The following is a 25,695-nucleotide window of genomic DNA, read 5'->3' as shown; positions in this document are numbered from 1 at the left end:
CATCGAGTCTGACTACACCGGCTCCAACCAGCCCATCATCACCGGTCAGGACGGCGACGAGGCCAACCTGAAGAACATCGTGGACGGCAAGCAGTCCATGACCGTGTACAAGGCCGTGGCCAACGAGGCCGTGGTTACCCTGGATCTGGGCAAGGCCATCCTCAACGGCGAGACCGTGGACGGCAGCCTGATTGAGAACGCCGGCTGGGAGTTTGACTGCTCTTACGACACCGAGTCCTACTCCACCTCCGAGGGCCACAACTGCCCCTCCTTCCTGCTGGTTCCCGACGTGGTCACCAAGGACAACATGGTGGAGAAGCTGGTTGACACCGGTTACTACACTCAGGACGCCGACGGTTACCTGCACCCCGCTGCCTGATTTGGAATCTGAATTAAAACACTGCCGAACTGTTTGACAATGGGCGGGGCCTTCTGCCCCGCCCATTGTACTCTGAATACCCAAGGCTGAAAGGAGGCCATCCCCTTTGTCACAGTACATTTTGGAGATGAAAAACATCACCAAGGAATTCCCCGGCGTCAAGGCACTGGATAACGTGAACCTCCAGGTGGAACCCGGCGAGATCCATGCCCTCATCGGTGAAAACGGCGCGGGAAAGTCCACCCTGATGAACGTGCTGTCCGGCACCTACCCCGCAGGAAGCTACACCGGTGAAATCTATTACGAAGGCAAGCTGTGCCAGTTTAAAACCCAGAAGGACAGCGAAGCGCTGGGCATTGTAATCATTCACCAGGAGCTGGCCCTGATTCCTCTGCTCTCCATCGGCGAGAACATGTTCCTGGGCAACGAGATCCGCAACAAAATGGGGGTCATCGACTGGAACAAGACCTATTATGAGGCCGAGCGCCACATGAAGCAGGTGGGACTCAATGAGTCGGCCCAGACCCTGGTCAAGGACATCGGTACCGGCAAGCAGCAGCTGGTGGAAATCGCCAAGGCCTTCTCCAAGAAGGTAAAGCTGCTCATCCTGGACGAGCCTACGTCCTCCCTCAACGACGAGGATGCCAAGATGCTGCTGGACCTGCTCATTGCGTTTAAGAAGGAGGGCCTGACCTCCATTATTATCACCCACAAGCTCAACGAGATCATCTACTGCGCCGACAAGGCCACCATCATCCGCGACGGCTCCACCATCGAGACCCTGGTCAAGGGCGTGGATGAGTTCAGCGAGGACCGTATCATCAAAGGTATGGTGGGCCGCTCCATGGAAGACCGCTACCCCAAGCGGGAGCACAAGGTGCAGCCTGAGATCAGCTTTGAGGTAAAGAACTGGACGGTACACCACCCCCTGTATCCCGAGCGGATCGTGGACGACCACGTCTCCTTCCATGTCCACAAGGGCGAAGTGGTTGGCTTCTCCGGTCTGCAGGGCGCCGGACGTACCGAGTTGGCCATGTCCATCTTCGGCCGCAGCTACGGTACCGGGATCTCCGGTGAAGTCTACCTCAACGGCAAGAAGGTAAACCTGAAAAATACCGAGGACGCCATCCGCCACAAGCTGGCCTACGTCACTGAGGACCGAAAGACCAACGGCCTCATTCTGGGCGAGACCATCCGATTCAACACCACCCTGGCCCGGCTGGATAAGGTGTGTTCCGGCGGCATCATCGACCGGGACAAGGAAGTCAAGGTAGCCGAGGACATCAAAAACGAGATGGGAACCAAGACCCCCACCATTGAGCAGCACATCGGCAACCTGTCCGGCGGCAACCAGCAGAAGGCGCTGCTGGGCAAGTGGATGTTCACCGAGCCCGACGTGCTCATTCTGGATGAGCCCACCCGCGGTATTGACGTGGGCGCCAAGTACGATATCTACTGCCTCATCAACGACATGGTCAGCCGGGGCAAGTCGGTGGTGATGATCTCCTCCGAGCTGCCTGAGCTGCTGGGTATGTGTGACCGGATCTATGTCATGAACGAGGGCCGCCTGCTGGCTGAGGTGAATGCCGCCGACGCCACCCAGGAGAGCATCATGGGCTATATCATCCGCGACACCGTGCGGGGCACGGCGAAAGCTTAATCACGTGGAATAGGGAGTGTGACACGCATGAAAGGAACTGCAAATAAAGCATCAAGCTTTCTTACCAAATACGCCATGGTCATCGCACTGGTGATCGTGTTTGTCCTGTTTGCCTATTTAACCGACTGGCGTCTGCTGTATCCCCAGAACATGTCCAACCTGATGCTGCAAAACGGCTACGTACTGGTTATGGCCTGCGGCATGCTGTTGTGTATCCTCACCGGCGGCAACATCGACCTGTCCATCGGCTCGGTGATCTGCCTGGTGGGCGGCCTGGCTGCCGTGATGATCACCAACATGTCCATGAACCCCATCCTCACCATCGTGATCTGCCTGGTGGTAGGTCTGCTGGTGGGCGTGTGGCAGGGCTACTGGATCGGCTATGTCCGTATCCCCCCCTTCATCACCACCCTGGGCGGCATGTTCATCTTCCGCGGCATCGGCCGTCTGATCCTGGACAACAAGACCGTGGCCATCCAGGACTCCACCTTCCTGAACATCTTTACCAAGTACATCAAGATTCCCGGCCTGGATGACGGCGACACTGTCTATTCCGCCCTGATCGTTGGCGTTGTGGCGGCCTTGTTTGTCCTGTTCAGCACCGCCAAGAACCGCCGGGAGCGGGCCAAGAACGGCTACCGTCAGAACTCTATGGTGTGGGATTATCTGAAGGCTGGAATTATTGCTGCTCTGATCCTCTACTACTGCTACCTGCTCAGCCAGTACCGCGGCATCTCCGTCATGCTGGTGTGGGTAGTGGCCATCTGCCTCATCTATAACTTCATCACCGCCAAGACTGCCTTCGGCCGTTACTTCTACGCGGTGGGCGGCAACGAGAAAGCCACCAAGCTCTCCGGTATCAACACCGATAAGATCTACTTCATCGCCTACGCCAACATGGGCCTGCTGGCCGGCCTGTGCGGCCTGCTCAATGCCGCCCGCGTGGGTTCCGTCAACGGCTCCACCGGTACCTCCTTTGAGATGGACGCCATCGGCGCCTGCTTCATCGGCGGCGCTTCCGCTTACGGCGGTAGCGGCACCGTGGGCGGCGTGGTCATCGGCGCTCTGCTGCTGGGCGTCATCAACATGGGCATGTCCATCCTGGGCATCGGCGACTCTTGGCAGTATGTGGTCAAGGGCGGCGTGCTGCTGGTCGCCGTCATCTTCGACGTGGTCACCAGCCGTAAGTCTGGAAAGTAAACACTTTGATCCGTTGCCTTTTGGAGGAAGCTATGCTGTATATTGGAATCGACCTTGGCACCTCTGCCGTCAAGCTCCTGCTGATGGATGAGGAGGGCCAAATCAAGAATGAAATCTCCCGGGAGTATCCCCTGGAGTTCCCGCAGCCCGGCTGGAGCCAGCAGAACCCGGAGGACTGGAAAGCCGCCGTGCTGGAGGGAGTCCCCGCCCTGTTGGAGGGCTTTGACAAGTCCCAGGTGGCGGGCATCGGAGCGGGCGGCCAGATGCACGGCCTGGTGGTGTTGGATGAGCACGACCAAGTGATCCGCCCGGCTATCCTGTGGAATGATGGGCGCACCGCTCAGGAGGTGGACTACCTCAACGAGGTGGTGGGACGGGAAAAGCTGTCCGCCCTCACCGCCAACATCGCCTTCGCTGGGTTCACTGCCCCCAAGATTTTGTGGATGAAGAAGCATGAGCCGGAGAACTTTGCCCGCATCCGCAAGATCATGCTTCCCAAGGACTACATCAACTACATCCTTACCGGAGTCCACTGCACCGACTACTCCGACGCCAGCGGCATGCTGCTGCTGGACGTGGAGCACAAGTGCTGGAGCCGGGAGATGCTGGACATCTGCGGCATCACCGAGAGCCAGATGCCCAAGCTCTTTGAGAGCTATGAGGCGGTAGGCACCCTGTTGCCCGAGATGGCCCAAAAACTGGGCCTTCCCGAGAACGTAGTGGTGTGTGCCGGAGCGGGCGACAACGCCGCCGCCGCCGTGGGCACCGGAACTGTGGGCGCGGGGGGATGCAACATCTCTCTGGGCACCTCGGGTACCCTGTTTATCTCCAGCGACCACTTCGGGGTGGCCCCCCACAACGCTCTGCACGCCTTCGCCCACGCCGACGGCTGCTACCACCTGATGGGCTGCATGCTCTCCGCTGCCAGCTGCAACAAGTGGTGGATGGATGATATCCTGGGCTCTCAGGACTACGCCGGGGCCCAGAAGGACATTACCGACGACAAGCTGGGCTGCAACCACGTGTACTTTTTGCCCTACCTCATGGGGGAGCGCTCCCCCATCAACGATACCAACGCCCGCAGCGTCTTTATCGGCATGACCATGGATACCAGCCGCACCGACCTGACCCAGGCGGTGCTGGAGGGCGTGGCCTTTGCCATCCGGGACAGCTTTGAGGTGGCACGGTCCCTGGGGCTGGACATCAAGCGCAGCATGATCTGCGGCGGCGGCGCCAAGAGCCCCCTGTGGAAGAAGATCATGGCCAATGTGCTCAACGTGGAGCTGGACACCCCTGCCTCCGAGCAGGGACCCGGCATGGGCGGCGCCATGCTGGCCATGGTGGCCTGCGGAGCCTATCCCAGTGTGCAGGCGGTGTGCGATAAGCTGGTGAAGGTGGCGGACACCGTCCGTCCCGATCCGGAGATCGCCGCGCGCTATGAGCAGCGCTATGAGCAGTTTGCAAAAATCTATCCCGCGCTGAAGGGACTTTACCCTCAGCTGCTGTAAACGAAACAAGGAGGGGCGTACATGAATGAAGAGGGACGTTTGATCCTGCGCCTGGCCGTGGGGCTGTACCTGGTCTATTTGGCCTACATGCTGATCTCCGCCCAGATGGCGGGGAATACCGGTATGAGTGATGTGATTGCCTATGCCGGAGGCGGCATCTTGGGCCTGGGCGGTCTGGGTTTTTGTGACTACGCCCTGGTACGCTACTTCAAGGAGCGGAAGGCCCGGCAGGAGAAGAAAGACGTGCCGTCGGAGGAGGAGCCGTGAAACGCCGATCCCTTCGGGAAATGGCGGTGCGGGTGGTGCTGCTGCTCATCGGGCTGTGGATCGCCCACCTGGGCGTGACACTGTTTCTCCAGACCAATCTGGGCTCCGATCCCTTCAACGTCTTTGTCCAGGGCCTGTTCCGGGCTATCCCCTGGCCCGAGTGGGCCGGAATGACCCACGGCCGGGTCCATCTGCTGGTATCGCTGCTTATTATGGTGGTGCTGCTGGTGGTGGACCGCAGCTATGTAGGCATCGGCACCGTGCTGTGCATGGCCCTGGGCGGCCCTATCATCGATGTGTACACCCTGTGGCTGGCCCCCTTCCTCAATGAAACCCTGCCCTTGGCGGTCCGGGTGCCTATGCTGGCGGTGGGCTGCGTTATCCTGGCCTTCGGCATGACCATCGTCATCCGCTCCCAGGCGGGCACCGGTCCCAACGACCTGGTGGCGGTGGTGCTCAGCGACAAGAGCGGGAAACCCTTTGGCCCGGTGCGTATCGGGGTGGATCTCACTTTCGCTCTGGTGGGCTTTGCCCTGGGAGGCGTGGTTGGGATAGGCACTATCATCTGTGCCTTCCTGGTAGGCCCTGCCGCTCAGCTGTTTTTCCCTGTGAGTGAAAAAATTTGTGTGTGTGTTTTGAATCAATTTGCGGGAGTAAACTCCCGGTCTTGAGGTGATAAGCTATGATCATCCATTCAGTCTTTGACGCCGCCTTTGCCCCCTACGGCAAGGTGCTGGGAGGCTATGACACCGCCGCCCTGACCGACACCCTGAAGTCGGTGACCCCCGTGCCCGATGGGGTGGACTACGTCCCCTCCCAGCCGGAGCTGGAGCAGTTGCCCATCGCCGGACAGTTTGCCTCCAACGCCTACGGCGGCATGCCCATCCAGCTGGGGTGGTGCAACGGACACAACACCCGTCTCAACTGCCTGGAGTACCACCGGGACAGCGAGCTGAACATCGGCGTCCAGGACTTTATCCTCCTGGTAGCCAAGGAAGATGACATCGTAGACGGCCGTCTGGACACCGCCAAGGTGAAGGCCTTCCGGGCTCCTGCCGGCGCAGTGGTGGAGGTATATGCCACCACCCTGCACTACGCCCCCTGTTCCGCCGCTCCCGGAGCCGGCTTCCAGGTGGTCATCGTGCTGCCCCGGGGCACCAACGGCCCCAAACCCGCCATCACTCCCCTCAACGGAGAGGATGAGACCCTGTGGGCCTGCAACAAGTGGCTGCTGGCCCACGCCGACAGCAGCGAGGCCGCTCAGGGCGCTCCCGTGCGGCTGGATGGTATCAATGTGGATATTGCCGCGGATCTGTAAGCGGTAGATTTGAAAAGAGAGGTCTGATTATCATGTTTGCCAATATTCCTGAGGTCAAGCTGGGCATCATTGCCGTGTCCCGCGACTGCTTCCCCATCGCCCTGTCCACCCAGCGCCGCCAGAATATCGTCGCCGCCTACGGCGAGGGCCTGTATAAGTGCCCCATCACCGTGGAGAACGAGGCCGACGCTCTGAAGGCTCTGGGTGATGTGAAGGCCCACGGCGTCAACGCTCTGGTGGTCTTCCTGGGCAACTTCGGTCCCGAGACCCCCGAGACCATTCTGTGCCAGAAGTTTGACGGCCCCACCATGTACGTGGCCGCTGCCGAGGGCGACGGCGATCTGATCAACGGCCGCGGCGACGCCTACTGCGGCGTGCTCAACTGCTCCTATAACCTGGGTATGCGCCACCTGAAGGCCTACCTGCCTGAGTACCCCGTGGGCACCGCCCAGGAGTGCGCCGACATGATCCGGGAGTTTGTCCCCATTGCCCAGGCCATCATCGGCGTGAAGAACCTGAAGATCATCACCTTCGGCCCCCGTCCTCAGGACTTCTTTGCCTGCAACGCCCCCATCAAGGGTCTGTACGAGCTGGGTGTGGAAGTGGAGGAGAACTCCGAGCTGGATCTGCTGGTGGCCTACAAGGCCCACGCCGGGGACAAGCGCATCCCCGAGGTGGTGGCCGACATGCAGAAGGAGATGGGCGAGCGCACCTACCCCGACCTGCTGGAGCGGATGGCTCAGTTTGAGCTGACCCTGCTGGATTGGGCCGAGCAGCACAAGGGTGCCCGGCAGTATGTGGCCTTTGCCGACAAGTGCTGGCCCGCCTTCCCCGAGCAGTTCGGCTTTGAGCCCTGCTATGTAAACTCCCGCCTGGCCTCCCGCGGTATTCCTGTGGCCTGCGAGGTGGATATCTACGGCGCTTTGAGCGAGTACATCGGCGCCTGCATCACCGGTGACGCCATCACCCTGCTGGACATCAACAACTCCGTGCCCAAGTACATCTACGACGAGGATATCGCCGGCAAGTTTGACTACGATATCAAGGACACCTTCATGGGCTTCCACTGCGGCAACACCCCCAGCTGCAAGATGTGCAACGGCTGCGCGGTGAAGTATCAGCTCATCCAGAACCGCCTGCTGGAGAACGGCGGCACCCCCGACTTTACCCGCGGCACCCTGGAGGGCGACATCGCTCCCGGCGAGATCACCTTCTACCGCCTGCAGTGTGACAGCGAGGGCAACCTGCGCTCCTACATCGCTCAGGGCGAGGTGCTGCCTGTGGCCACCCGTTCCTTCGGCGGCATCGGCATCTTTGCCATTCCTGAGATGGGCCGCTTCTACCGCCACGTGCTCATCCAGAAGCGCTATCCCCACCACGGTGCGGTGGCCTTTGCTCACTGTGGTAAGGCTCTGTTTGAGGTGCTCAAGTACTTCGGTGTCTCCGACATCGCCTACAACCAGCCCAAGAGCCTGCCCTATCCCACCGAGAATCCCTTCCAGTAATTCCCGATTCAAAACGGGGCGCTGTCAAACAGCGCCCCGTTTTTTTGTTGGCTAAAAATTATTTTGCAAGTCGGCGGCAATTTTCTTCCATTTTCCACCGTTGTATATTATAATGGCATTAAGTTCTCCGCTAAGGGGTGGAGAGACGAAGGAAGCAAGCAGTTCCACAATCATACCATGGAATTATTGAGGAGGAGAGGCACATGAAACCCTATGCGTTCGGCGTTGACTTGGGCGGAAACGCCATTAAGATCGGTCTGTTCCAGACCACAGGCAATTTGGTAGAAAAGTGGACCATTCCTACCCGTCTGGAGGACCATGGCAGCCATCTGCTCAGCGATGTAGTGGACGCCATCCGCGCCAAGATGGAAGAGCGCTCCCTGACCTGGGATGTGGTCGAGGGTGTAGGCATGGGCGTGCCCGGACCGGTGGACCAGGACGGTACGGTGATGCGCTGCGTCAACCTGGGCTGGGACATTCTGAATGTGCCCAAGGCGGTGCAGGAGCTGGAGCCCGCCATTGAAAAGCTCAAGGTAGCCAACGATGTAAACGCCGCCACGCTGGGCGAGATGTGGCAGGGCGGCGCCCAGTGGAATAACAGCGCCGTGATGGTGACCCTGGGCGTGGGCGTCGGCAGCGGCATCGTAGTAGATAATAAGGTGTTTGTGGGCAGCACCGGCGCCGCCGGTGAGATCGGCCATATGTGCGTCAACCCCAAGGAGACCGAGCGCTGCACCTGCGGCAACTACGGCTGCCTGGAGCAGTACTGCTCCGATACCGGTCTGGTACATATCGCCAAGATGGTGCTGGAGGAGCTGCCTGAGGCGCCCAGCATGCTGCGGGAGGGAGAGATCACCCCGGAGTCCATCTGCCAGGCCGCCAAGAGGGGAGACATCGCCGCCTCTGAGGTGATGGAGCGCTTTGGACAGCTCATGGGCCAGGCCCTCACCGCTGTGGCCTGTACCGTCAATCCCCAGGTCTTTGTCATCGGCGGCCAGATGGCCCAGGCCGGTATGGTGATCCTCAAGCCCATTGAGACCTATTTCCGCCGCTATGCCTTCCACGCATTCCGCAACACGCCCTTTGTGCTGGCTGAGCTGGGCGAGGACGCTGGCATCTACGGCAGCGTGCGTATGCTCTTTGACGAGGTCAAGCTGGAGGAAGAGCTCGAATTGGAGGAGGAAGAGGAGCTGGATCTCTGACCCTCCGTGTCCCCGGCAGGGGCTGGGGACACTTCGGTACCATATGGACGATTTGCCAGGGAGGATGGCAATGAAAAAGATCTCGTTCACGGCCCTGGTCAGCATGGTGCTCAGCTGCGTGATCTGCAGTATCGCGGTCAACTGGGTGGCCCTGCCCAACGGCTTTGTCGTTACCGGCATCACCGGCCTGGCCATGACGGCCCAGGCTTTTACCGGCATCAACTATGCGCTGATCTACTACGGTCTTATGCTCCTGATCCTGGTGCTCACCTTTGTGATGCTGGGCTATCGGGAGGTGTCCAACATCCTGTTTCTCTCTTTCCTGTACCCCCTAGTGCTGTGGGTGCTCAACCACTGGACGGTGGAGATCATTTTGAAGGAGAAACTGATCGCCGTGATGTTTTTCGGCGTCATCTACGGGGTGGGCGCGGGGATCACCTACCGCCTGGGCTACTCCTACGGCGGCACCGATACCCTGGCCAAGATCCTCAAGACCAAGGTGCTTAAGGCGGTAGAGCTCAAACACATCCTGCTGGCACTGGACGGGATCATCATGGCTGTGATGCTGCTGCGCTTCAGTCTGGATGTGGTGGCCTACGCTCTGGTAGGACAGATCATCTACGTCAACAGCATGAACTACGTCATCTTCAACATGGGGCCCAAGCTCTATGAGATCCAGATCGTGTGTGAAAACTCCAAAGCCATCGAATCCTTTGTCATCCATGAGATCCACAAAAGCGCCACCCTCAGTCAGGTCACCGGCAGCTACTCCGGCCAGACCAAGACTCAGGTGGACTGCGTGTGCAACTCCCGGGAGTATGTACAGCTGCGGGAGTTTATCCGGGATCAAGGGGTAGACTGCTTCATCAAGGTATTTCCTCTTACCCATGTGTTTGGACAGAATAAGGATTTCCATCGGCTCAGCGATGAGAATCTGTAAGGACAAAAAAAGACGGACCGCAGTGCGGTCCGTCTTTCTTTTTGCCTTAGCTCTTCCCCAGAGCCTTCTGGCTGCCGGTGTGGTAGATGGGCTTCCACTCCACCTTCCGGACCAGAGCGGCCAGGGAGATGGGAACGTAGGTAAACATGAAGATGGGGAAGGTAAATACGTACAGGATCTTCTTGTAGGTAGGAATCTGGATTTGCTTCCACTCGCTGAGCACAGTCAGAGTGCCGAAGAGCAACAGGCCCAGGTAGAAGTTGACCACGGTAGAGAAGGCAAAGCTGCCGGACACGGCCAGGATCTTGTTGGTGATGTACACCGGCTGGCCCCAGCAGGCCAGGCAAACCACCAGGTTGAAGGCCAGGGTCACCAGAGTGAGCAGCATACCAGGAGCGACAGTCATAAACATGTCGTAGCAGGACCAGCTCTGACGGGTAGGCTTACGCAGGAAGCCGCGGGTCAGGGCGGCGCTGTAATTGGCGTTGACCTGATAGAAGCCCTTGGACCAGCGCAGACGCTGATCCCAGCTCTGACGGAAGGTGGTGGGCTGCTCGTCATAGATGACCGCCTTGTCGCAGTAGCCGATGCGGCGGCCCTTCAGAGCACAGCTGACGGAGAACTCGATGTCCTCGGTGAGCAGGTGGAAGGGCCAGCCACCGTTCTCACGGATAACGTCGGCATTGATCAAAAAGCCGGTGCCGGAGACGTGGCAGTTGGTGCCCAGAAGCATACGGGGGAAGTTGAGGAAGCGGGCCTCACGCAAGAACCAGATGGCGTAACCGGAGGAGATCCAGTTGTCGCCAAAGTTGCGGGAGTTGCGGTAGCAGGTGATGGCGCCGTAGTTGCCGCTGTCAAAGACCTTGTTCATCTCTGCGGTGAAGTTGGGGTCCACCAGATTGTCCGCATCAAAGATCATGTAGCCGTCATACTTGTCACGGCCCTCATGGTGTAGGGTGCGGAAGAGGAAGTCCAGGGCGTAGCCCTTGCCCTTCTTGTTCTGGTTGAAACGCTCATAGACAATGGCGCCGGCCTGGCGGGACACCTCAGCGGTGTTGTCGGTGCAGTTGTCGGCCACCACATAGATGTCCAGGCAATCCTGAGGATAGCGCTGCTCTTTTAATGAGTGGATCAATTCTGCAATGACGCCTGCCTCGTTCCGGGCGGAAATCACCGCGGCATAGCGATGGATCTTGGCATCCTGGGACTGAGTCCAATGGTTGCGGCGGATCACGCCGATCACCAGGTAGACCAGCTGGTAAAAATAGGCCACCGTGAACAGGACCGCCAGGAAGAGGTTGAAGGCCTCCACCAGTTGAATCATATTCATGTTAATCACCTTTTAAATATCGTTGTTTATCGTCTTCGGACCAGACTCAATGTACTGGGTCTGATACATCATAGCACGCTTTTAAAATATTACAAGATTGTTTCATGAGTCTTAATGAAAAGTTAAGAGTTCGTTCATAAATTCACAAGGTTGCGGGAACATTTTAGCCTGAGTTTCCTTGAATTTCCTGTGCCAACTTGTACATTCCTAACAAAACTTAAGAAAAAGTTTTTTGCAGAGACTTTTAAGCTATGAAATACTTTCTTAACAATTTACGAATTTCACTTTCTTTTTTCGCAAAAAAACGGACCGCGGATAGGCTCCGTCGGTCCGTTCATATGTAAGATTTTCCATGCCTTCCAGCATCAGCCGCGCCCCGCAGCAGCTCCTCGGCCAGGGTGGCCATGTTGTCGGCGAGGCGCTGAGCGATGGCGGCCACTTCCTCCAGGCTCTTGCCCTCGGCGGCGGCAGCACCGGCAATCTTATAGGTGGGGATGCAGCCTACCAGGCCGCGGCGGTCGTCGGCGTTCTCACGGGGAGCGTTGGACACGTCCTCCTGGGTGACCACCTTCACCACGTTGAGCCCCAGCTTCTTGCACTGCTTCATGGTCAGGTTGCCGGTGAGCATGTCGCCGGCGTGGTTGAGTACGATGTACAGCACACCCTTGCCCTTATCGGCCAGCTTGATGGCGTCCACACAGGCCTGGGGACCGGGAGCGGCAAAGATATCGCCCACCACGGAGATATCCACCATGCCCTCGCCCACGAAGCCGGAGATGGCGGGCTCATGGCCGGAGCCGCCCTGGGTGACGATGGTGACGCGGTCAGCGCCCTCCAGGGCGTTGTTGATGATCATGTTCTCCTCGCCCCGGTGGATGATGTCCCGGTTGGCGGCGGCCAGACCGTCCAGTAGCTCATCGGTGAGGTTCTCGGGATTGTTGATGAATTTCTTCATTTTCATGGGGAAGTCCTCCTTATATGATCTGAAAAATATTGAGTGTCAGATTCCCTGTGCCAGTCCCCGGAAGAACAGGGCGGTGGATACCGCGCCGGCGTCGGGGGTGCCGATGGTTTGTTCCTTATAGCTGCGGGCCCGGCCGAACTTGGAGACAAACTGCTCGCTGGCCTTGGCGCCCTCCTGGGCGGCCTGGGCGGCGGCCTCCAAAATGGCCTTGCAGTCTCCCTGGGTCTGCTGGGCGGCCTGCACCGCGGGGATCAGCGCATCCATCATGGTCTTGTCGCCCACCTTGGCGGTGGTGATGTCCTCCATCTCGCTCAGGCAGCCGGCAAACATGGTCTTCAGGCCTGCCTCGTCTACCTGGCCGGCGTCATCGTCCAGATTGACGCCCAGTCCACCAATCATGGTGCCGTACAGCGGTCCGGCAGAGCCGCCCTTGACCTCCATGATTGCCATTCCCAGACTGTCCAGGAAGTCCTTGATGGAATCCTCACCCCACTGGGGGACCCGCTCCTGGATGAGCTTGGCGATCTTTCCCATGGTGATGCCGTGGTCGCCGTCGCCAAAGCGGGAGTCGATATCACTGAGATACTGGGTGTTCTCCTCCAGCAGCATGGCCGCCTGGAGCAGCATGGCGCCCAGAGCCTCTCAATCCAAAATCATGCGTCCTTCCTCCTTGTCTGATCCGGTGCTTTTCAGCCCCTGTTCCTGTTACGTTTGCAACAAAATCATAACAATGCATGTAACGAAAGTCAATCAATTTTGTGCAATTCTACCTATTATAGGAAATCGGACATGGGTTTTTGTGCATATCTAGTTCAAAAACAAAACTTGATGTTACATATGTAACACACGGCGCAAAACGGTGTTCCGGCGCTGCAAAGGTTTAAGCTGCATTTTACACAAACCGCGTGGAAGGGACACGACGGGTCTGTTACAATAGACCCAGATTCCCTTCCGAGGAAGGAGGATGGAAGATGAGCGGTCAGTGCCAGAGCATCGGAAATACGAGTTCAAGGCCTTCCTGCGCCTGCTCTCCCCTCCTCCCCTCGTCTTGCGGCAGATCTCGGGCTGGACGCCCATGTCGGTGTCCAGCCCAGGGTCTGCCGCTGCTTTTTTAGGGAGCCTGTGTCCCGGCGGAATACCAGTTGAGAGGAGTCATGTTTATGCTGCCCTGTCAGAATACCTGCCCCAACTACCAGCACGGCTGCCACAAGAGCTGTGCGGCCTGGAAAGAGCTTCAGGAGCGTCAGCGCCTCCAGCGTCAGCAGAAAAAGGCCTATCTGGACTACTACAATGACCTGTGCATCACGATGGCCCGGCAGTTCCGGGCGATGAGTCCCTGCCGCCTGGTCCGATAACGACCCATACATAGAAAAAACCCCAGCCCACCAGAGAAATCTGGCAGGCTGGGGCATTTTGTTGTAGATCAAATGGGCAGCAGGGCACAGGCAATGCGGAAGTAGACCACCAGGGAAATGGCGTCCACAATGGTAGTGATCAGGGGAGCAGCCATGATAGCCGGATCTGCGTGGCACAGCTTGGCGACCATGGGCAGCACGCCGCCCACCGTCTTGGCCAGCAGCACGGTAACAAACAGAGCCAGAGCCACCGTCAGGGCCACCATCTGGTTGCCGGGGTAGGTGATGATCAGGCGTACAAAGTTCACCGCGCTGAGTACCACGCCCACCAGCATGCTCACCCGCAGCTCCTTCCAGAAGACCTTGGCAAAGTCCTTGAGCTGGATCTCGCCCACGGCCATGCCACGGATGACCAGGGTGCTGCTCTGGCTGCCGGCGTTTCCGCCGGTGTCGGTGAGCATGGGGATAAAGGTGACCAGTAGGGGCATGGCGGCAAAGGCGGCCTCGTACTGGCCCAGGATGCCGCCGGTGATCATGCCGGAGATCATCAGCACCAGCAGCCACAGGATGCGGTGCTTGGCCAGGGACAGTACGCTGGTCTTGAGGTAGGGCTTCTCCGAGGGAGCCATAGCGGCCATCTTCTCAAAGTCCTCGGTGGCCTCCTCTTCCATGACGTCCATCACGTCGTCTACCGTGACGATACCTACCAGACGGCCCTCCTTGTCCACCACGGGCAGGGAGATAAAATCGTACTTCATCATCCGGGCCACCGCTTCCTCCTGGTCCTCGGTGGTCTCGGCGGTGATGACGTCGGTCTCCATCAGGTCGGCAATAAGCTGCTCGTCCTGGGCCAGGAGCAGCTCCTTGATGGTGAGCACGCCCTCCAGCCGGCGGCCGGCGTCGGTGACATAGCAGGTGTACACGCTCTCCGAGTTCTCCCCAGTGCGGCGGATGTGGGCGATGGCCTGGGCCACCGTCATGGACTGCTTCAGGTCGGTAAACTCGGCGGTCATGATGCTGCCCACCGAGTTGTCGGGGTAGTTCAAAAACTGGTTGATGAGTTTGCGGGTGTCAGGGCGGGCAGCTTTCAGCACCCGCTTGACTACGTTGGCGGGCAGCTCCTCCAGCATGTCCACCGCGTCGTCCACGTACAGCTCCTCCACGATCGCGGAGACCTCCTGGTCGGTGGCCGACTGAATAATGACCTGCTGGGTGTCCGGCTCCAGATTGGAGAACACCTCTGCCGCCATCTCCTTGGGCAGGGCGCGGAACACCACCACGATCTTGTCCTGGGGCAGCTCCTCCAGGAACTCGGCGATATCGACTTCGTTCTCCTCCAGCAGGGCGGCACGCAGCGCGTGCAGATCACGGCGCTCCAGCAGCTCCAGCAGCGCCTGAATATCCATCATCTTCTTCTCCATTGGAAATTCCTCCTGTTCTTGGTTTGATACAGCGAGGAAGCTACCAATTGGACATACAAAACCGCGGCAAACCTGCCGAAGAAGACTCTTCGGCTGTTTTCCGCGGTGATATCCGAGTATGGAGCCGCTAAGGCGGCGCAAAGCAGACCACCCCGAAGGGCGTGGTCAAATCACTGGGAAAGCCAGGCAGCCTGGACAGTCCCGGTCCATATCGGAATATCACGGTCCATATTGGTACTTCGTCCGCATAAGTCCACCTGGATTTCCTCCTTTTATCGGTATTTTGGCAGAGTTTCCTCCACCGGATTCCAGAATAGCATATTTTTTTACCCGGAACAAGTTAAAAATTGTAAAGAATTTTTGGATTTTGGCGACGGCGAAAAAAAGAAACCGCCGTCCGGGGACCGGTCCGGAAGAGACCGGTCCGCCGAGACGGCGGGATGTTTATGGGAAGTTACCGGGTAGAGTCGTAGGTGTACACCGGGGGAGCGGGAGGGACAAAGGAGATCCGGGCGTCGTAGAATCCGGCCCGGGCCAGTCCGGTGTAGGGCAGCAGCCAGAGCTCCACCGGCAGGCAGAGCAGAAGCCCAACCAGCGAGCCGGCGGTGGTTCCGGCAACCAGAGTCATCAGCGTTTCCGGAGTCGCGCCGCTCTGGAAGATCCCAATCAGGGTGGGGATGAGGAAGATAACCTGGGCAAGAATGGCCAGACCCCACTCCAGCAGGTACCAGCCCAGGAAGGACAGGTCCAGCTTGAACAGCTCTAGTTTCCAGCCGCGCATCAGGCCTACGCTCTCCCGCACCGCAGCAGCCGCGCCCCGATCAGGGCGGTCCATCAGCAGGTAGGGGGCCAGCGCATAGCGCAGGCGGATAAAATAGAGGTAGGGGATCAGGGCAAAGGTGAACAGCTGGGTCAGAAGGATCATCATTTCCAGACTGTTGGCGGCGGAAATGATCACCGTAGCAGGGATCACAGGCAGCAGGCACCAGCCAAACAGCCGCAGGAAGATCTGGATCTCCATCAGCAGCACCTGACCGGCCATGCCGAAGCCGTCAATCAAGGTGGCAAAGTCGGCCTCATCTCTCCTCCAGGCCCTCAGGCACCATATCTCATAGCCGAAGTTCATCACCACGCTGTATAAGGTGAGCAGCAGGGTGAAGAACAGGGGGAAAAACTGTACTCCGGAAGAGGAAGCGGCGAGACTGGTGGTAAAACCGGCCAGATCGGAAATGGTGCTCACGCCGGTGGTCAGCCCCCAGAACAGCAGGGCCACCAGCCAGGCGGGAGGAACATTTTGCCGCATGGTTTGTCTGGCCCGGTCCTTCAGGGCCTTGCGATGGATCTCCATGGGTATCATCTTGTGTCTCCGTTCTATGTATGAATTTGTGCTCAGCTCTCCCAGTTCTCCATGACCTGGCGCAGCTGGTCAGCCAGCTTTGCCAAGTCCTTGTTGGGACGGCCGCGGCTGCGGCTGATGAGAGCCTCCAGCTGCTTGGACACGTCCAGCAGGCGGACAAAGGCGGGGGAGCCCTGAGCAGCGCCGCCGGATACCCGCTTGGGCTCCAGCACGATGCCCTTGGCCAGCATCACATTCTCCGCCAGATCGTAGACCTCCTGATAGAGAGGTGCGTGGGCGGGGATGCCCCGGTCGTTGAGGGTCTGGGCAAACAGGTCGGTGACCGGGCTGTCGCCGTGGACCACAAAGACCTGCTTGGGAGCGGGGGTGAAGCGGCCGATCCAGTCCAGCAGGTGGGTGCGGTCGGCGTGGGAGCTGAGTCCCTTAAAGTTGACAATGCGAGCGTTGACGGCGATCTCCTCGCCGAAGAGTTTGACAGACTTGGCGCCTTCCAGCAGCCGCCGGCCCAGAGAACCCTCCGCCTGGTAACCCACGAACACCACGGCGCACTCGCTGCGCCACAGGTTGTGCTTCAGGTGGTGGCGGATACGGCCGGCATCACACATGCCGGAGGCGGAGATAATGACCTTGGACCGGGGGTCCAGGTTCAGGGCCTTGGACTCGTCGGTGGACTGCACCAGAGTGAGCCCCGGGAAGGTAAACAGGTTTTCTCCGCCCTGGAGGACGGCGATGGCCTCTTCATCCAGGTAGCCCCGCAGGTCCCCGGCGTAGATCTTGGTGGCCTCGGCAGCCAGAGGGCTGTCCACGCACACCTGGAAGTCGGGGTGGGTCTTGACCAGCCCCTCATTTTTGATTTCCCGCAGGAAATAGAGAAGCTCCTGGGTGCGGCCCACGGCAAAGGAGGGGATGACCACGTTGCCGCCCTGGGCAAAGGTGTCGTCGATGAGCTGAGCCAGCGCTTCGGTGTAGCTCTCAGGCACCTCGTGGTCCCGGTCACCGTAGGTGGACTCCATGACCACATAGTCTGCCTCTTCCAAAAATTCCGGGTCCCGAATGATGGGCTGGTCCACGTTGCCCAGGTCGCCGGAAAAGACCAGCTTGCGCTCCACGTCCCCCTCCTTGGCCCAAATCTCCACAATGGAGGAGCCCAGCAGGTGGCCCGCGTCCCGGAAGCGGATCTTCACGCCCTCGCACAGGTCCAGCGTCTGGCCGTACTCCACGGTAAAGATCTGTTCCAGCGCGGCCTCCGCGTCAGCCACGGTGTACAGCGGTTCCACCTCAGGCCGTCCGGCACGCTTGCCCTTCTGGTTCTGCCACTGAGCGTCGCTCTCCTGAATGAAGGCGGAGTCCCGCAACATAATGGACAGCAGCTCACCGGTGAGCCGGGTGGTGAAGATCTGGCCCTGGAATCCCTCTTTCACCAGCAGGGGGATCCGGCCGGAGTGGTCGATGTGGGCGTGGGTAACGATAACATAGTCGATGTAGCTGGGGGAGAAGTCCAGAGCGTTGTCGTCATGCTCATCCCGGCCCTGCTGCAGGCCGCAGTCGATGAGGATCTTTTTGCCCCCCACCTCCAGGCAGTGACAGCTTCCAGTGACCGCGTGAGCCGCGCCGAAGAATGACAGCTTCATAACCGTGCCTCCTGTGTTCCTATGTAGTGACTATATTGTACATCGAACCCGGGGAGAATTCTATACTAATTTGTGAATCTTGTCTGAATTACAGCACCTGGAAGTGCTGGAGGGCTTTGACGATGCCATCCTCGTCCACCGAGGCGGTGGCCCAGTCAGCCTGCCGCTTCACCTCGTCACTAGCGGTGCCCATAGCTACGCCGATGCCGGCGTGGACCAGCATGGAGAGATCGTTTTCTCCGTCGCCGAAGGCCATGCTCTCCTCCACGGGGATGCCGAAGTGCTCCAGAATGGCGTCCATGCCCTTGTCTTTCCCGCCGGTGGGAGGGATGACGTCCAGGAAGTGGGGATGCCAGCGGGTGGTTTTCAGATGGGGCGCCCGGTCCAGCAGCAGGTGCTCGTTGTCCCGGTCCAGGAAGGTGATGGCCTGGTAGATCTCCCGCCCCAGAGCGTGGGAGGCGGGCCGCACCGGAGGCAGGGGCAGGTTCAGGTCTTTCATAAAGGCCCGGGTCAGATCGTTGATGCAGTTGAGGTAGATATCCTCGCCCTCCAGGAAGATGCAGGAGAAGGCGTCGTCTCCCGCCGCGGCCACCAGTTCCTCCACGGCCTGGGGAGGCATGGGATTTTTCCGCAGGACCTGGTCTCCTGCAAAGCAGTACTGACCGCTGAGGGTGACATAGCCGTCAAAGGGGAAGAGGTCCCGCACCTGGCCCAGCATCTTCTGGTGCCGCCCGGTGGAGAGAAACAGCTTGATGCCCCGTGAGCGCAGGGTGTGCAGAGCCTGCATGGCCGAGTCGGGGATGGTGTGGGTCTTGAAGCTGACTAGAGTACCGTCAACATCAAAGAAAATGGCTTTTATCATAGTGGTCTCCTTAAAAAAGGCTTCCCCGAAGGGGGAAGCCAGTGCGTTTTTGTTTCTATGGGGACGGATGTTACTTTAGAACTGCCGGGGCCGCCCCGCAGGGCGGCAGCCCCAGAGGCGAAACGAAGTTTCGCACAAAGTTCTTTGCCAAGCTTTCTTTTTAAGAAAGCGGGGCAGGTTCTAGCTTTTCCACCAGCGCCCATTCCACGCGACGCTCGCACAGCTCCTCCACCCGGATGCGCAGACCCATGGCCTCCACCACCGGACGGCTGCCGTCCTCGGGGATGACCGGCAGCAGAGCAAAGACCAGACCGCCCACGGTGTCGCAGTCCAGCCGCTCCAGCTCCTCCTCGTCCAGTTCCACGCCCATGGTCTGGGCCAGGTCCTCCAGATCGGCGGAACCGGACACCTTCCACTGGGTGTCGCTGAGCTGGATGATCTCCTGCTCCTCCTGGGGATCGAATTCATCGTAGATCTTGCCTACCAGTTCTTCCAGCAGGTCCTCCAGGGTGAGCAGGCCGCCGGTGCCGCCGTACTCATCCACCACCAGAGCCATATGGATCTTTCGGTTCTGCATATCCCGGAACAGCACGTCGGCCCGTACCGACTCCGGTACAAAATAGGCCGGACGGAGCAGCTGCTCCAGAGGCAGGGGATCGGGCTTGCTCTTGTTGATCAGGTAGTCCCGGGTGGACAGAATGCCCACGATATCGTCAATATCGTCCTTATAGACCGGAAAACGGGACAGACCAGAGGACTGGATGGTGTCCAGAATGGTCTGGTCGTCATCATCCAGCGCCAGGGTTACCATATCGGTGCGGTGACGCATCACGTCGTCGGCGGTCATGCTGTTGAATTCAAAGATGTTGGCGATAAGCTCCTTTTCATTCTGCTCGATGGCTCCGGACTCCTCGCCCTCCTCCACCATTGCCATGATCTCATCGGCCAGTTCCTCACCCTTATCCCGGCGCAGCCAGGCCAGGACTGGGCGGTAGAGCAGTAAAATTACATTGACAGCCAGACTAATCCCAAACAATATGGGCCATAAATGGTCCCCAGACACGGAAATTCCCCCTTAAATTTAAAAAATATACGAATACAATTTGCATGATAGCACAAAATCTTCCTCCGCGCAAGAGAAACCCCGGCGGCTCTCTGCCCGCTGCCGCTCAAAAACAGAGACTTAACAGAAGCAGGTGCTTTCCTTTTACAAAGTGTGGGAATAGGGTGCAAATGGCCGGCGGATATGCTATAATTTTTCCAAACACCGAACGGAGGAGAGAGCGATGAAGCTGGGTTCAGAGCGTTGGCTGGGCCATATCCGGGAGCTGGGGATTTTTTTAAAATGGCTGCTGTATGCCTGCGGGATCGGGCTGTTGGCGGGAGCGGTGGCGGCCGCGTTCCACTTCGGCATCGATTGGGCCACCGAACTGCGGGGGGAACACCCCTGGGTAGTCTGGCTGGCTCCGGTAGGAGGCGTGGCTATTGTGCTGCTGTACCGGGTATGCCATATGGAAAAAGACCAGGGCACCAATCTGGTGCTGGTGGCCGTGCGGGAGGCAGAGCCGCTGAAGCTGCGTACCGCGCCGCTCATCTTCCTGTCCACCATCCTCACCCATTTGGTAGGCGGCTCGGCGGGGCGTGAGGGAGCCGCGCTGCAGCTGGGCGGCTCCTTAGCCGCCTGGGTGGGCCGTGGGATCGGTCTGGACGATAAAGACCGGCGGGTCATGGTCATGTGCGGCATGGCCGCCGCCTTCTCCGCCCTGTTCGGCACTCCCCTTACCGCTGCTGTCTTTGCTATGGAAGTGGTAAGCGTGGGCGTCATGTATTACGCCGCGCTGGTGCCCTGTGCGGTGGCCTCGTCGGTGGCCTTCCTGCTGGCGCGCTTTTTGGGGCTGCACCAGACCTTGGGCTATCCGGTGGGAGAGGCTATGGCTCTCACTCCTTTGACCATGCTCCAGGCGGCGGGGCTGGGCCTGCTGTGCGCTCTGGTGTCTATTTTGTTTTGTAAGGCCATGCACTACGCGCCAAAACTCTACGCCCGGGTGCTGCCCAATACCCTGGCCCGGGCGGCGGTGGGCGGCGTGCTGGTGCTGCTGCTCACCCTGCTGGTGGGAGAGCAGACCTACAACGGAGCAGGAGACTCCGTCATCCGCGCCATGCTGGCCGGCGAGACTATCCCCGAGGCCTTCCTGCTGAAAATTCTCTTTACCGCTGTCACCCTGGGAGCGGGCTTCCGGGGCGGTGAGATCGTCCCCGTCCTCTTTACCGGTGCGGCCTTTGGTACTACGGTGGGACCGCTGTTGGGGATCCCCCATGGATTCGGCGGAGCGATGGCCATGGCGGCGGTGTTCTGCGGGGCCACCAACTGCCCCATGACCGCCCTGCTCCTCTCCCTGGAGCTGTTCGGCGGCGAGGGGTTACCCCTGTACGCGTTGTGCTGCGGCGTGTCCTACATGCTCTCTGGATACTATGGTCTGTACAGCGAGCAGAAGATCGTCTACTCCAAATTCAAAACCGAGTGGATCGACAAAAAAGCACAATGACGCAATCCCCTGGGGCAGTAAGGATCGCGCCTTTGCAACAAGATATTGTGTTGTATTTTTTGTCGAATTCAATATATTGACTCTCCCCTTTCAACGTGATATAGTGAAGGCACGCGAACTACGGCCCGGCGACCTGCCGGGCCGTTACACAGTCTGAAAGAAGAGGGAGAGAATGAGTCATGTACCAAGTGACAAAGCGTGACGGCACCGCCGCCACCTTCGAGATCGGCAAGATCAGCGCCGCCATTACCAAGGCGTTCCAGGCTCTGGACAAGCAGTTCCATCCCAGTGTCATCGACCTTCTGGCCCTGCGGGTCACCGCTGACTTTGAGCCCAAGGTCCGGGACGGCCGCATCGCCGTGGAGGACATTCAGGACAGCGTGGAGGCCGTCCTCTCTGAGGCGGGATACTCCGACGTGGCCAAGGCCTACATTTTGTACCGCAAGCAGCGGGAGAAGATCCGCAACGTCAATTCCGCTCTGCTCAACTATAAGGATCTGGTGGATGACTACCTGCAGATCAACGATTGGCGGGTGAAGGAGAACTCTACCGTCACTTACTCTGTGGGCGGCCTGATCCTCTCCAACTCCGGCGCCATCACCGCCAACTACTGGCTGAGCGAAATTTACGACCAGGAGATCGCCAACGCCCACCGCAACGCCGAGATCCACCTCCACGACCTCTCCATGCTCACCGGCTACTGCGCCGGCTGGAGCCTGAAGCAGCTCATCCAGGAGGGACTGGGCGGTATCCCCGGAAAAATCACCTCTGCCCCTGCCAAGCATCTGTCCACCCTCTGCAACCAGATGGTCAACTTCCTGGGCATCATGCAGAACGAGTGGGCGGGCGCTCAGGCCTTCTCCTCCTTCGATACCTATCTGGCTCCCTTTGTCAAGGTGGACAACCTGACCCAGAAGGAAGTCAAGCAGTGCATCCAGTGCTTCGTCTACGGCGTCAACACCCCCAGCCGCTGGGGCACCCAGGCTCCCTTCTCTAATATCACCCTGGACTGGACCGTGCCCAAGGACCTGGAGAACCTGCCCGCCATCGTAGGCGGCAAGGAGCAGGACTTCACCTACGGGGACTGCAAGAAGGAAATGGACATGGTGAACAAGGCCTTCATCGAGATCATGATCGAGGGCGACGCCAATGGCCGCGGCTTCCAGTATCCCATCCCCACCTACTCCATCACCCGGGACTTTGACTGGAGCGAGACGGAAAACAACAAGCTCCTCTTTGAGATGACTGCCAAGTACGGCACTCCCTATTTCTCCAACTATATCAACTCCGACATGGAGCCCTCCGATGTGCGCTCCATGTGCTGCCGCCTCCGTCTGGACCTGCGGGAGCTGCGGAAAAAGTCCGGCGGCTTCTTTGGCTCCGGCGAGTCCACCGGCTCTGTGGGCGTGGTCACCATCAACCTGCCCCGCATCGCCTATCTGGCCAGCGACGAGGCCGACTTCTACAAGCGCCTGGACCACCTGATGGACATTGCCGCCCGCAGCCTGAAGACCAAGCGTACCGTCATCACTAAGCTGCTGGATGCAGGCCTCTATCCCTATACAAAGCGTTATCTTGGCAGCTTTGATAACCATTTCTCCACCATCGGCCTCATTGGTATGAACGAGGTGGGCCTGAATGCCAAGTGGTTGCGGGCAGACCTGACCCATGAGGAGACCCAGAAGTTTGCCAAGGACGTGCTCAACCACATGCGGGAGCGTCTGAGCGACTATCAGGAGGAGTACAGCGACCTCTACAACCTGGAGGCCACCCCCGCCGAGTCCACCACCTACCGCTTTGCCAAGCACGACAAGCAGGAGTTCCCTGACATCATCACCGCCAACGAGAACGGCACCCCCTACTACACCAACTCCTCCCACCTGCCTGTGGGCTACACCGAGGACATCTTCTCCGCCCTGGACATCCAGGACGAGCTCCAGACCCTCTACACCTCCGGTACCGTGTTCCACGCCTTCCTGGGCGAGAAGCTGCCCGACTGGAAGGCGGCGGCCAACCTGGTGCGGAAGATCGCCGAAAACTACAAGCTGCCCTACTACACCATGTCCCCCACTTACTCCGTCTGTGCCGACCACGGCTACCTCACCGGCGAGCAGCATGTCTGCCCCATCTGCGGCAAGGAGGCCGAGGTGTACAGCCGCATCACCGGCTACTATCGCCCGGTGAAGAACTGGAACGACGGCAAGACCCAGGAGTTTAAGGATCGGAAGGTGTACGACATCAACCACTCCCACCTGCGTAAGGCGGGCCGCGCTGGCTCTCAGGTCACGGTGGACAGCACCCCGGCTCAGAAGGCGGACAGCGATGAGCTGCTCCTCTTTACCACCCGCACCTGCCCCAACTGCCGCCAGGCTATCAGCCTGCTGGACAAGGCTGGCATTCCCTACCGGAAGGTAGTGGCGGAGGAGAGCCCCGATCTCACCACCCGCTACGGCGTGCGGCAGGCTCCCACCCTGGTCTATGAGGATCAGGGACAGGCGGTGAAGCTCACCGGCGTGGGCGCCATCAAGAAGTTCGCAGATCAGAACCGCGCCGCCGTCTGACCTACTTTTTTCGGAGAAAAAAGTAGGCTCCGCTTTCTTGAAAGAAAGCTTGGCAAAGAACTTTGTGGGAAACTTCGTTTCCCTTCTGCGCCCGTAAGAAACATATTTTGTAGGAGCGACATTTCCCGTCGCTCCTACTTTTTTATGGGTAAGGAGGTTCAGCCCGCCCGATACCTGCCGCACCAAACAGGTAGGCAGGCACCAGGTGGTGCAGAATAGAAACTACTGCTTACAAATTTGGATGGCAAAAGGGCCTAAGGCCCGGGAGTAGAAGAACGCATGGTCATAGCTTAGAACCGCCGGAACTTAAGCACCGGCCAAAGGGACACGCCCCCGTAAAACGGGGCCCGGGGCAAGCCGCTTGTGAGCACCCGCTCCGCGAAGGTGCTCACCGAAGGCGGCCCCGGCGGTTCTTTGGTTACTTTCTGTCCACACAGAAAGTAACACCCCCGTCCTCCACAAAGAAAAATCAGAAAACTTATCCACATTCTGATTTAAAATGTGGATAAAAAATACTCCGTTCCCACAAGGGGAACGGAGTATTTTGATTGGTCAGATTATTCCTCTGCCATAGCCTTGGCGGCCTCAATGGCCTTGGCCTGAGCCATGGGCGGGCAGTCCTCGTAACGGACAAAGTGGAAGGTGAAGGAACCACGGGACTGAGTCATAGCCCGCAGATCGATGGCGTAAGAGGTCATCTCCGCCATGGGCACCTCAGCCTCGATCACCTGCTCACCGTTGTCGGTGGGGGTCATGCCCATCACGCGGCCGCGGCGCTTGTTCAGATCACCGATCACGTCGCCCATGTAGCTGTCGGGCACGGTGACCTTCAGCTCGCCCACGGGCTCCAGCAGCACGGGGTTGGCCTCGGGCATAGCGGCCTTGTAAGCCAGCTGAGCGGCGGTCTTAAAGGCGATTTCGGAGGAGTCCACGGGGTGGTAGCTTCCATCGTACAGAACGGCCTTCAGGTTGACCACGGGGTAGCCGGCCAGAGGACCATGGACGCAGGCCTCGCGTAAACCCTTTTCCACGGCGGGGAAGAAGTTCTTGGGCACGGAGCCGCCGAACACTTCCTCGGCAAAGACCATCTCTTCCTGGTCGAAGTTGGGCTCGAAGCGGATCCACACGTCACCGAACTGGCCGCTGCCGCCAGTCTGCTTCTTATGACGGCCCTGCTTGGAGACGGTCTTGCGGATCTTCTCACGGTAGGGCACGCGGGGAGTCTTCAGCTCGGTCTCCACGTTGAAGCGGCTCTTCAGCTTGGACACCAGCACATCCACCTGGATGTCGCCGGCGGCGTAGAGCACCATCTGGTGGGTCTCGGCGTTGTTGACCACGGTGAAGGAGGGATCCTCCTCGTTGAGGCGGTTCAGGCCCTGAGCAACCTTATCCTCCTGGCCGCGGGTCTTGGGGGAGATGGCCACGGAGTAGTTGGGCTCAGCGAAGGGGATGGCGGCCAGGGAGATGACCTTACGGGCATCGCACAGAGTGTCGCCGGTCTTGACCTTCTCCATCTTGCCGATGGCGCCGATGTCGCCGCAGGAGAGCTCCTTGACCTCTTCGGCCTTCTTGCCCCGCATGATGTACAGGCGGCCCAGCTTCTCGTTGTTGCCGGTGCGGGAGTCCACCAGGGTCAGGTCGGAGGTGATGTTGCCGGAGAGAACCTTGATGAAGGAGTACTTGCCGTAC

21 protein-coding genes and 1 pseudogene are annotated in these 25,695 nt (G+C 59.2%); 13 read left to right on the top strand and 9 right to left on the bottom strand.

Annotated features, from left to right (window positions below):
* From ACLTXB_RS15415 to ACLTXB_RS15370, 10 genes and pseudogenes are all read left to right on the top strand, one after another.
* Positions 1-379: pseudogene (locus ACLTXB_RS15415) on the top strand (ABC transporter substrate-binding protein); the annotation flags it as partial.
* Between the two features lie 106 nt (positions 380-485).
* Entirely contained in the window at positions 486-2,039 is a 1,554-nt protein-coding gene (locus ACLTXB_RS15410) for a sugar ABC transporter ATP-binding protein (RefSeq protein ID WP_110441504.1), read from the top strand.
* Between the two features lie 27 nt (positions 2,040-2,066).
* The gene (locus tag ACLTXB_RS15405) at positions 2,067-3,239 is read left to right on the top strand and encodes a sugar ABC transporter permease (protein WP_008982204.1); all 1,173 of its coding nucleotides are present in this window, start codon (positions 2,067-2,069) and stop codon (positions 3,237-3,239) included.
* Positions 3,240-3,271: 32 nt separating this feature from the next.
* Positions 3,272-4,747 carry a xylulokinase gene (gene xylB, locus ACLTXB_RS15400; RefSeq protein WP_428227601.1) on the top strand — a complete coding sequence of 492 codons (1,476 nt, stop codon included), beginning with the start codon at positions 3,272-3,274 and terminating at the stop codon, positions 4,745-4,747.
* 21 nt (positions 4,748-4,768) lie between these two features.
* Positions 4,769-5,014: a hypothetical protein gene (locus ACLTXB_RS15395; protein WP_110441502.1), complete on the top strand. Its 246-nt coding sequence runs from the start codon at positions 4,769-4,771 to the stop codon at positions 5,012-5,014.
* Entirely contained in the window at positions 5,011-5,685 is a 675-nt protein-coding gene (locus ACLTXB_RS15390) for a YczE/YyaS/YitT family protein (protein ID WP_428227600.1), read from the top strand. Before ACLTXB_RS15395 ends, ACLTXB_RS15390 begins: the two co-directional genes overlap by 4 nt.
* 11 nt (positions 5,686-5,696) lie before the next feature.
* Positions 5,697-6,332, top strand: coding sequence for a DUF4867 family protein (locus ACLTXB_RS15385; RefSeq protein WP_428227599.1), 636 nt, complete (start codon positions 5,697-5,699; stop codon positions 6,330-6,332).
* Between the two features lie 32 nt (positions 6,333-6,364).
* Complete coding sequence (locus ACLTXB_RS15380) at positions 6,365-7,837, top strand: L-fucose/L-arabinose isomerase family protein (protein WP_428227598.1); 1,473 nt, start codon at positions 6,365-6,367, stop codon at positions 7,835-7,837.
* 203 nt (positions 7,838-8,040) lie between these two features.
* Positions 8,041-9,039: an ROK family protein gene (locus ACLTXB_RS15375; protein WP_428227597.1), complete on the top strand. Its 999-nt coding sequence runs from the start codon at positions 8,041-8,043 to the stop codon at positions 9,037-9,039.
* 70 nt (positions 9,040-9,109) lie between these two features.
* On the top strand, positions 9,110-9,979 hold the full coding sequence (locus tag ACLTXB_RS15370; RefSeq protein ID WP_428227596.1) for a YitT family protein: 870 nt from the start codon (positions 9,110-9,112) through the stop codon (positions 9,977-9,979).
* 46 nt (positions 9,980-10,025) lie between these two features.
* Here ACLTXB_RS15370 and ACLTXB_RS15365 read toward each other — a convergent pair whose 3' ends face one another.
* From ACLTXB_RS15365 to ACLTXB_RS15355, 3 genes are all read right to left on the bottom strand, one after another.
* The gene (locus tag ACLTXB_RS15365) at positions 10,026-11,309 is read right to left on the bottom strand and encodes a glycosyltransferase family 2 protein (protein ID WP_428227595.1); all 1,284 of its coding nucleotides are present in this window, start codon (positions 11,307-11,309) and stop codon (positions 10,026-10,028) included.
* Between the two features lie 334 nt (positions 11,310-11,643).
* On the bottom strand, positions 11,644-12,270 hold the full coding sequence (locus tag ACLTXB_RS15360; protein ID WP_428227594.1) for a dihydroxyacetone kinase subunit DhaK: 627 nt from the start codon (positions 12,268-12,270) through the stop codon (positions 11,644-11,646).
* A gap of 39 nt (positions 12,271-12,309) precedes the next feature.
* On the bottom strand, positions 12,310-12,900 hold the full coding sequence (locus ACLTXB_RS15355; RefSeq protein WP_428227593.1) for a DAK2 domain-containing protein: 591 nt from the start codon (positions 12,898-12,900) through the stop codon (positions 12,310-12,312).
* Positions 12,901-13,433: 533 nt separating this feature from the next.
* Between ACLTXB_RS15355 and ACLTXB_RS15350 the strand changes: the two genes are divergently transcribed.
* Positions 13,434-13,628 (top strand): hypothetical protein, encoded by a 195-nt coding sequence (locus ACLTXB_RS15350; RefSeq protein WP_008982190.1) that lies wholly within the window; start codon positions 13,434-13,436, stop codon positions 13,626-13,628.
* A 68-nt stretch (positions 13,629-13,696) separates the two neighbouring features.
* Here ACLTXB_RS15350 and mgtE read toward each other — a convergent pair whose 3' ends face one another.
* From mgtE to ACLTXB_RS15325, 5 genes are all read right to left on the bottom strand, one after another.
* Positions 13,697-15,049, bottom strand: a complete 1,353-nt coding sequence (gene mgtE, locus ACLTXB_RS15345) for a magnesium transporter (RefSeq protein ID WP_110441496.1) — start codon at positions 15,047-15,049, stop codon at positions 13,697-13,699.
* 454 nt (positions 15,050-15,503) lie between these two features.
* A complete protein-coding gene (locus ACLTXB_RS15340; protein WP_428227592.1) occupies positions 15,504-16,397 on the bottom strand; it encodes a DUF975 family protein in 894 nt (297 codons plus the stop codon).
* A gap of 41 nt (positions 16,398-16,438) precedes the next feature.
* Positions 16,439-18,037: an MBL fold metallo-hydrolase RNA specificity domain-containing protein gene (locus ACLTXB_RS15335; RefSeq protein ID WP_151075254.1), complete on the bottom strand. Its 1,599-nt coding sequence runs from the start codon at positions 18,035-18,037 to the stop codon at positions 16,439-16,441.
* Positions 18,038-18,125: 88 nt separating this feature from the next.
* On the bottom strand, positions 18,126-18,899 hold the full coding sequence (locus tag ACLTXB_RS15330; protein WP_008982186.1) for a Cof-type HAD-IIB family hydrolase: 774 nt from the start codon (positions 18,897-18,899) through the stop codon (positions 18,126-18,128).
* A 160-nt stretch (positions 18,900-19,059) separates the two neighbouring features.
* Positions 19,060-19,935, bottom strand: a complete 876-nt coding sequence (locus ACLTXB_RS15325) for a transporter associated domain-containing protein (protein WP_051355008.1) — start codon at positions 19,933-19,935, stop codon at positions 19,060-19,062.
* Between the two features lie 250 nt (positions 19,936-20,185).
* Between ACLTXB_RS15325 and ACLTXB_RS15320 the strand changes: the two genes are divergently transcribed.
* Complete coding sequence (locus ACLTXB_RS15320; protein WP_428227591.1) at positions 20,186-21,445, top strand: chloride channel protein; 1,260 nt, start codon at positions 20,186-20,188, stop codon at positions 21,443-21,445.
* 179 nt (positions 21,446-21,624) lie between these two features.
* Positions 21,625-24,006 carry a ribonucleoside triphosphate reductase gene (locus ACLTXB_RS15315; protein ID WP_428227590.1) on the top strand — a complete coding sequence of 794 codons (2,382 nt, stop codon included), beginning with the start codon at positions 21,625-21,627 and terminating at the stop codon, positions 24,004-24,006.
* Positions 24,007-24,563: 557 nt separating this feature from the next.
* Here ACLTXB_RS15315 and ACLTXB_RS15310 read toward each other — a convergent pair.
* Positions 24,564-25,695, bottom strand: a 1,132-nt coding sequence (locus ACLTXB_RS15310) for an elongation factor G (RefSeq protein ID WP_428227589.1), incomplete at its 5' end; no start/stop codon positions are given.

This window comes from Flintibacter sp., from assembly GCF_046973065.1.
This window is presented reverse-complemented; position numbering and strand designations above follow the sequence as displayed.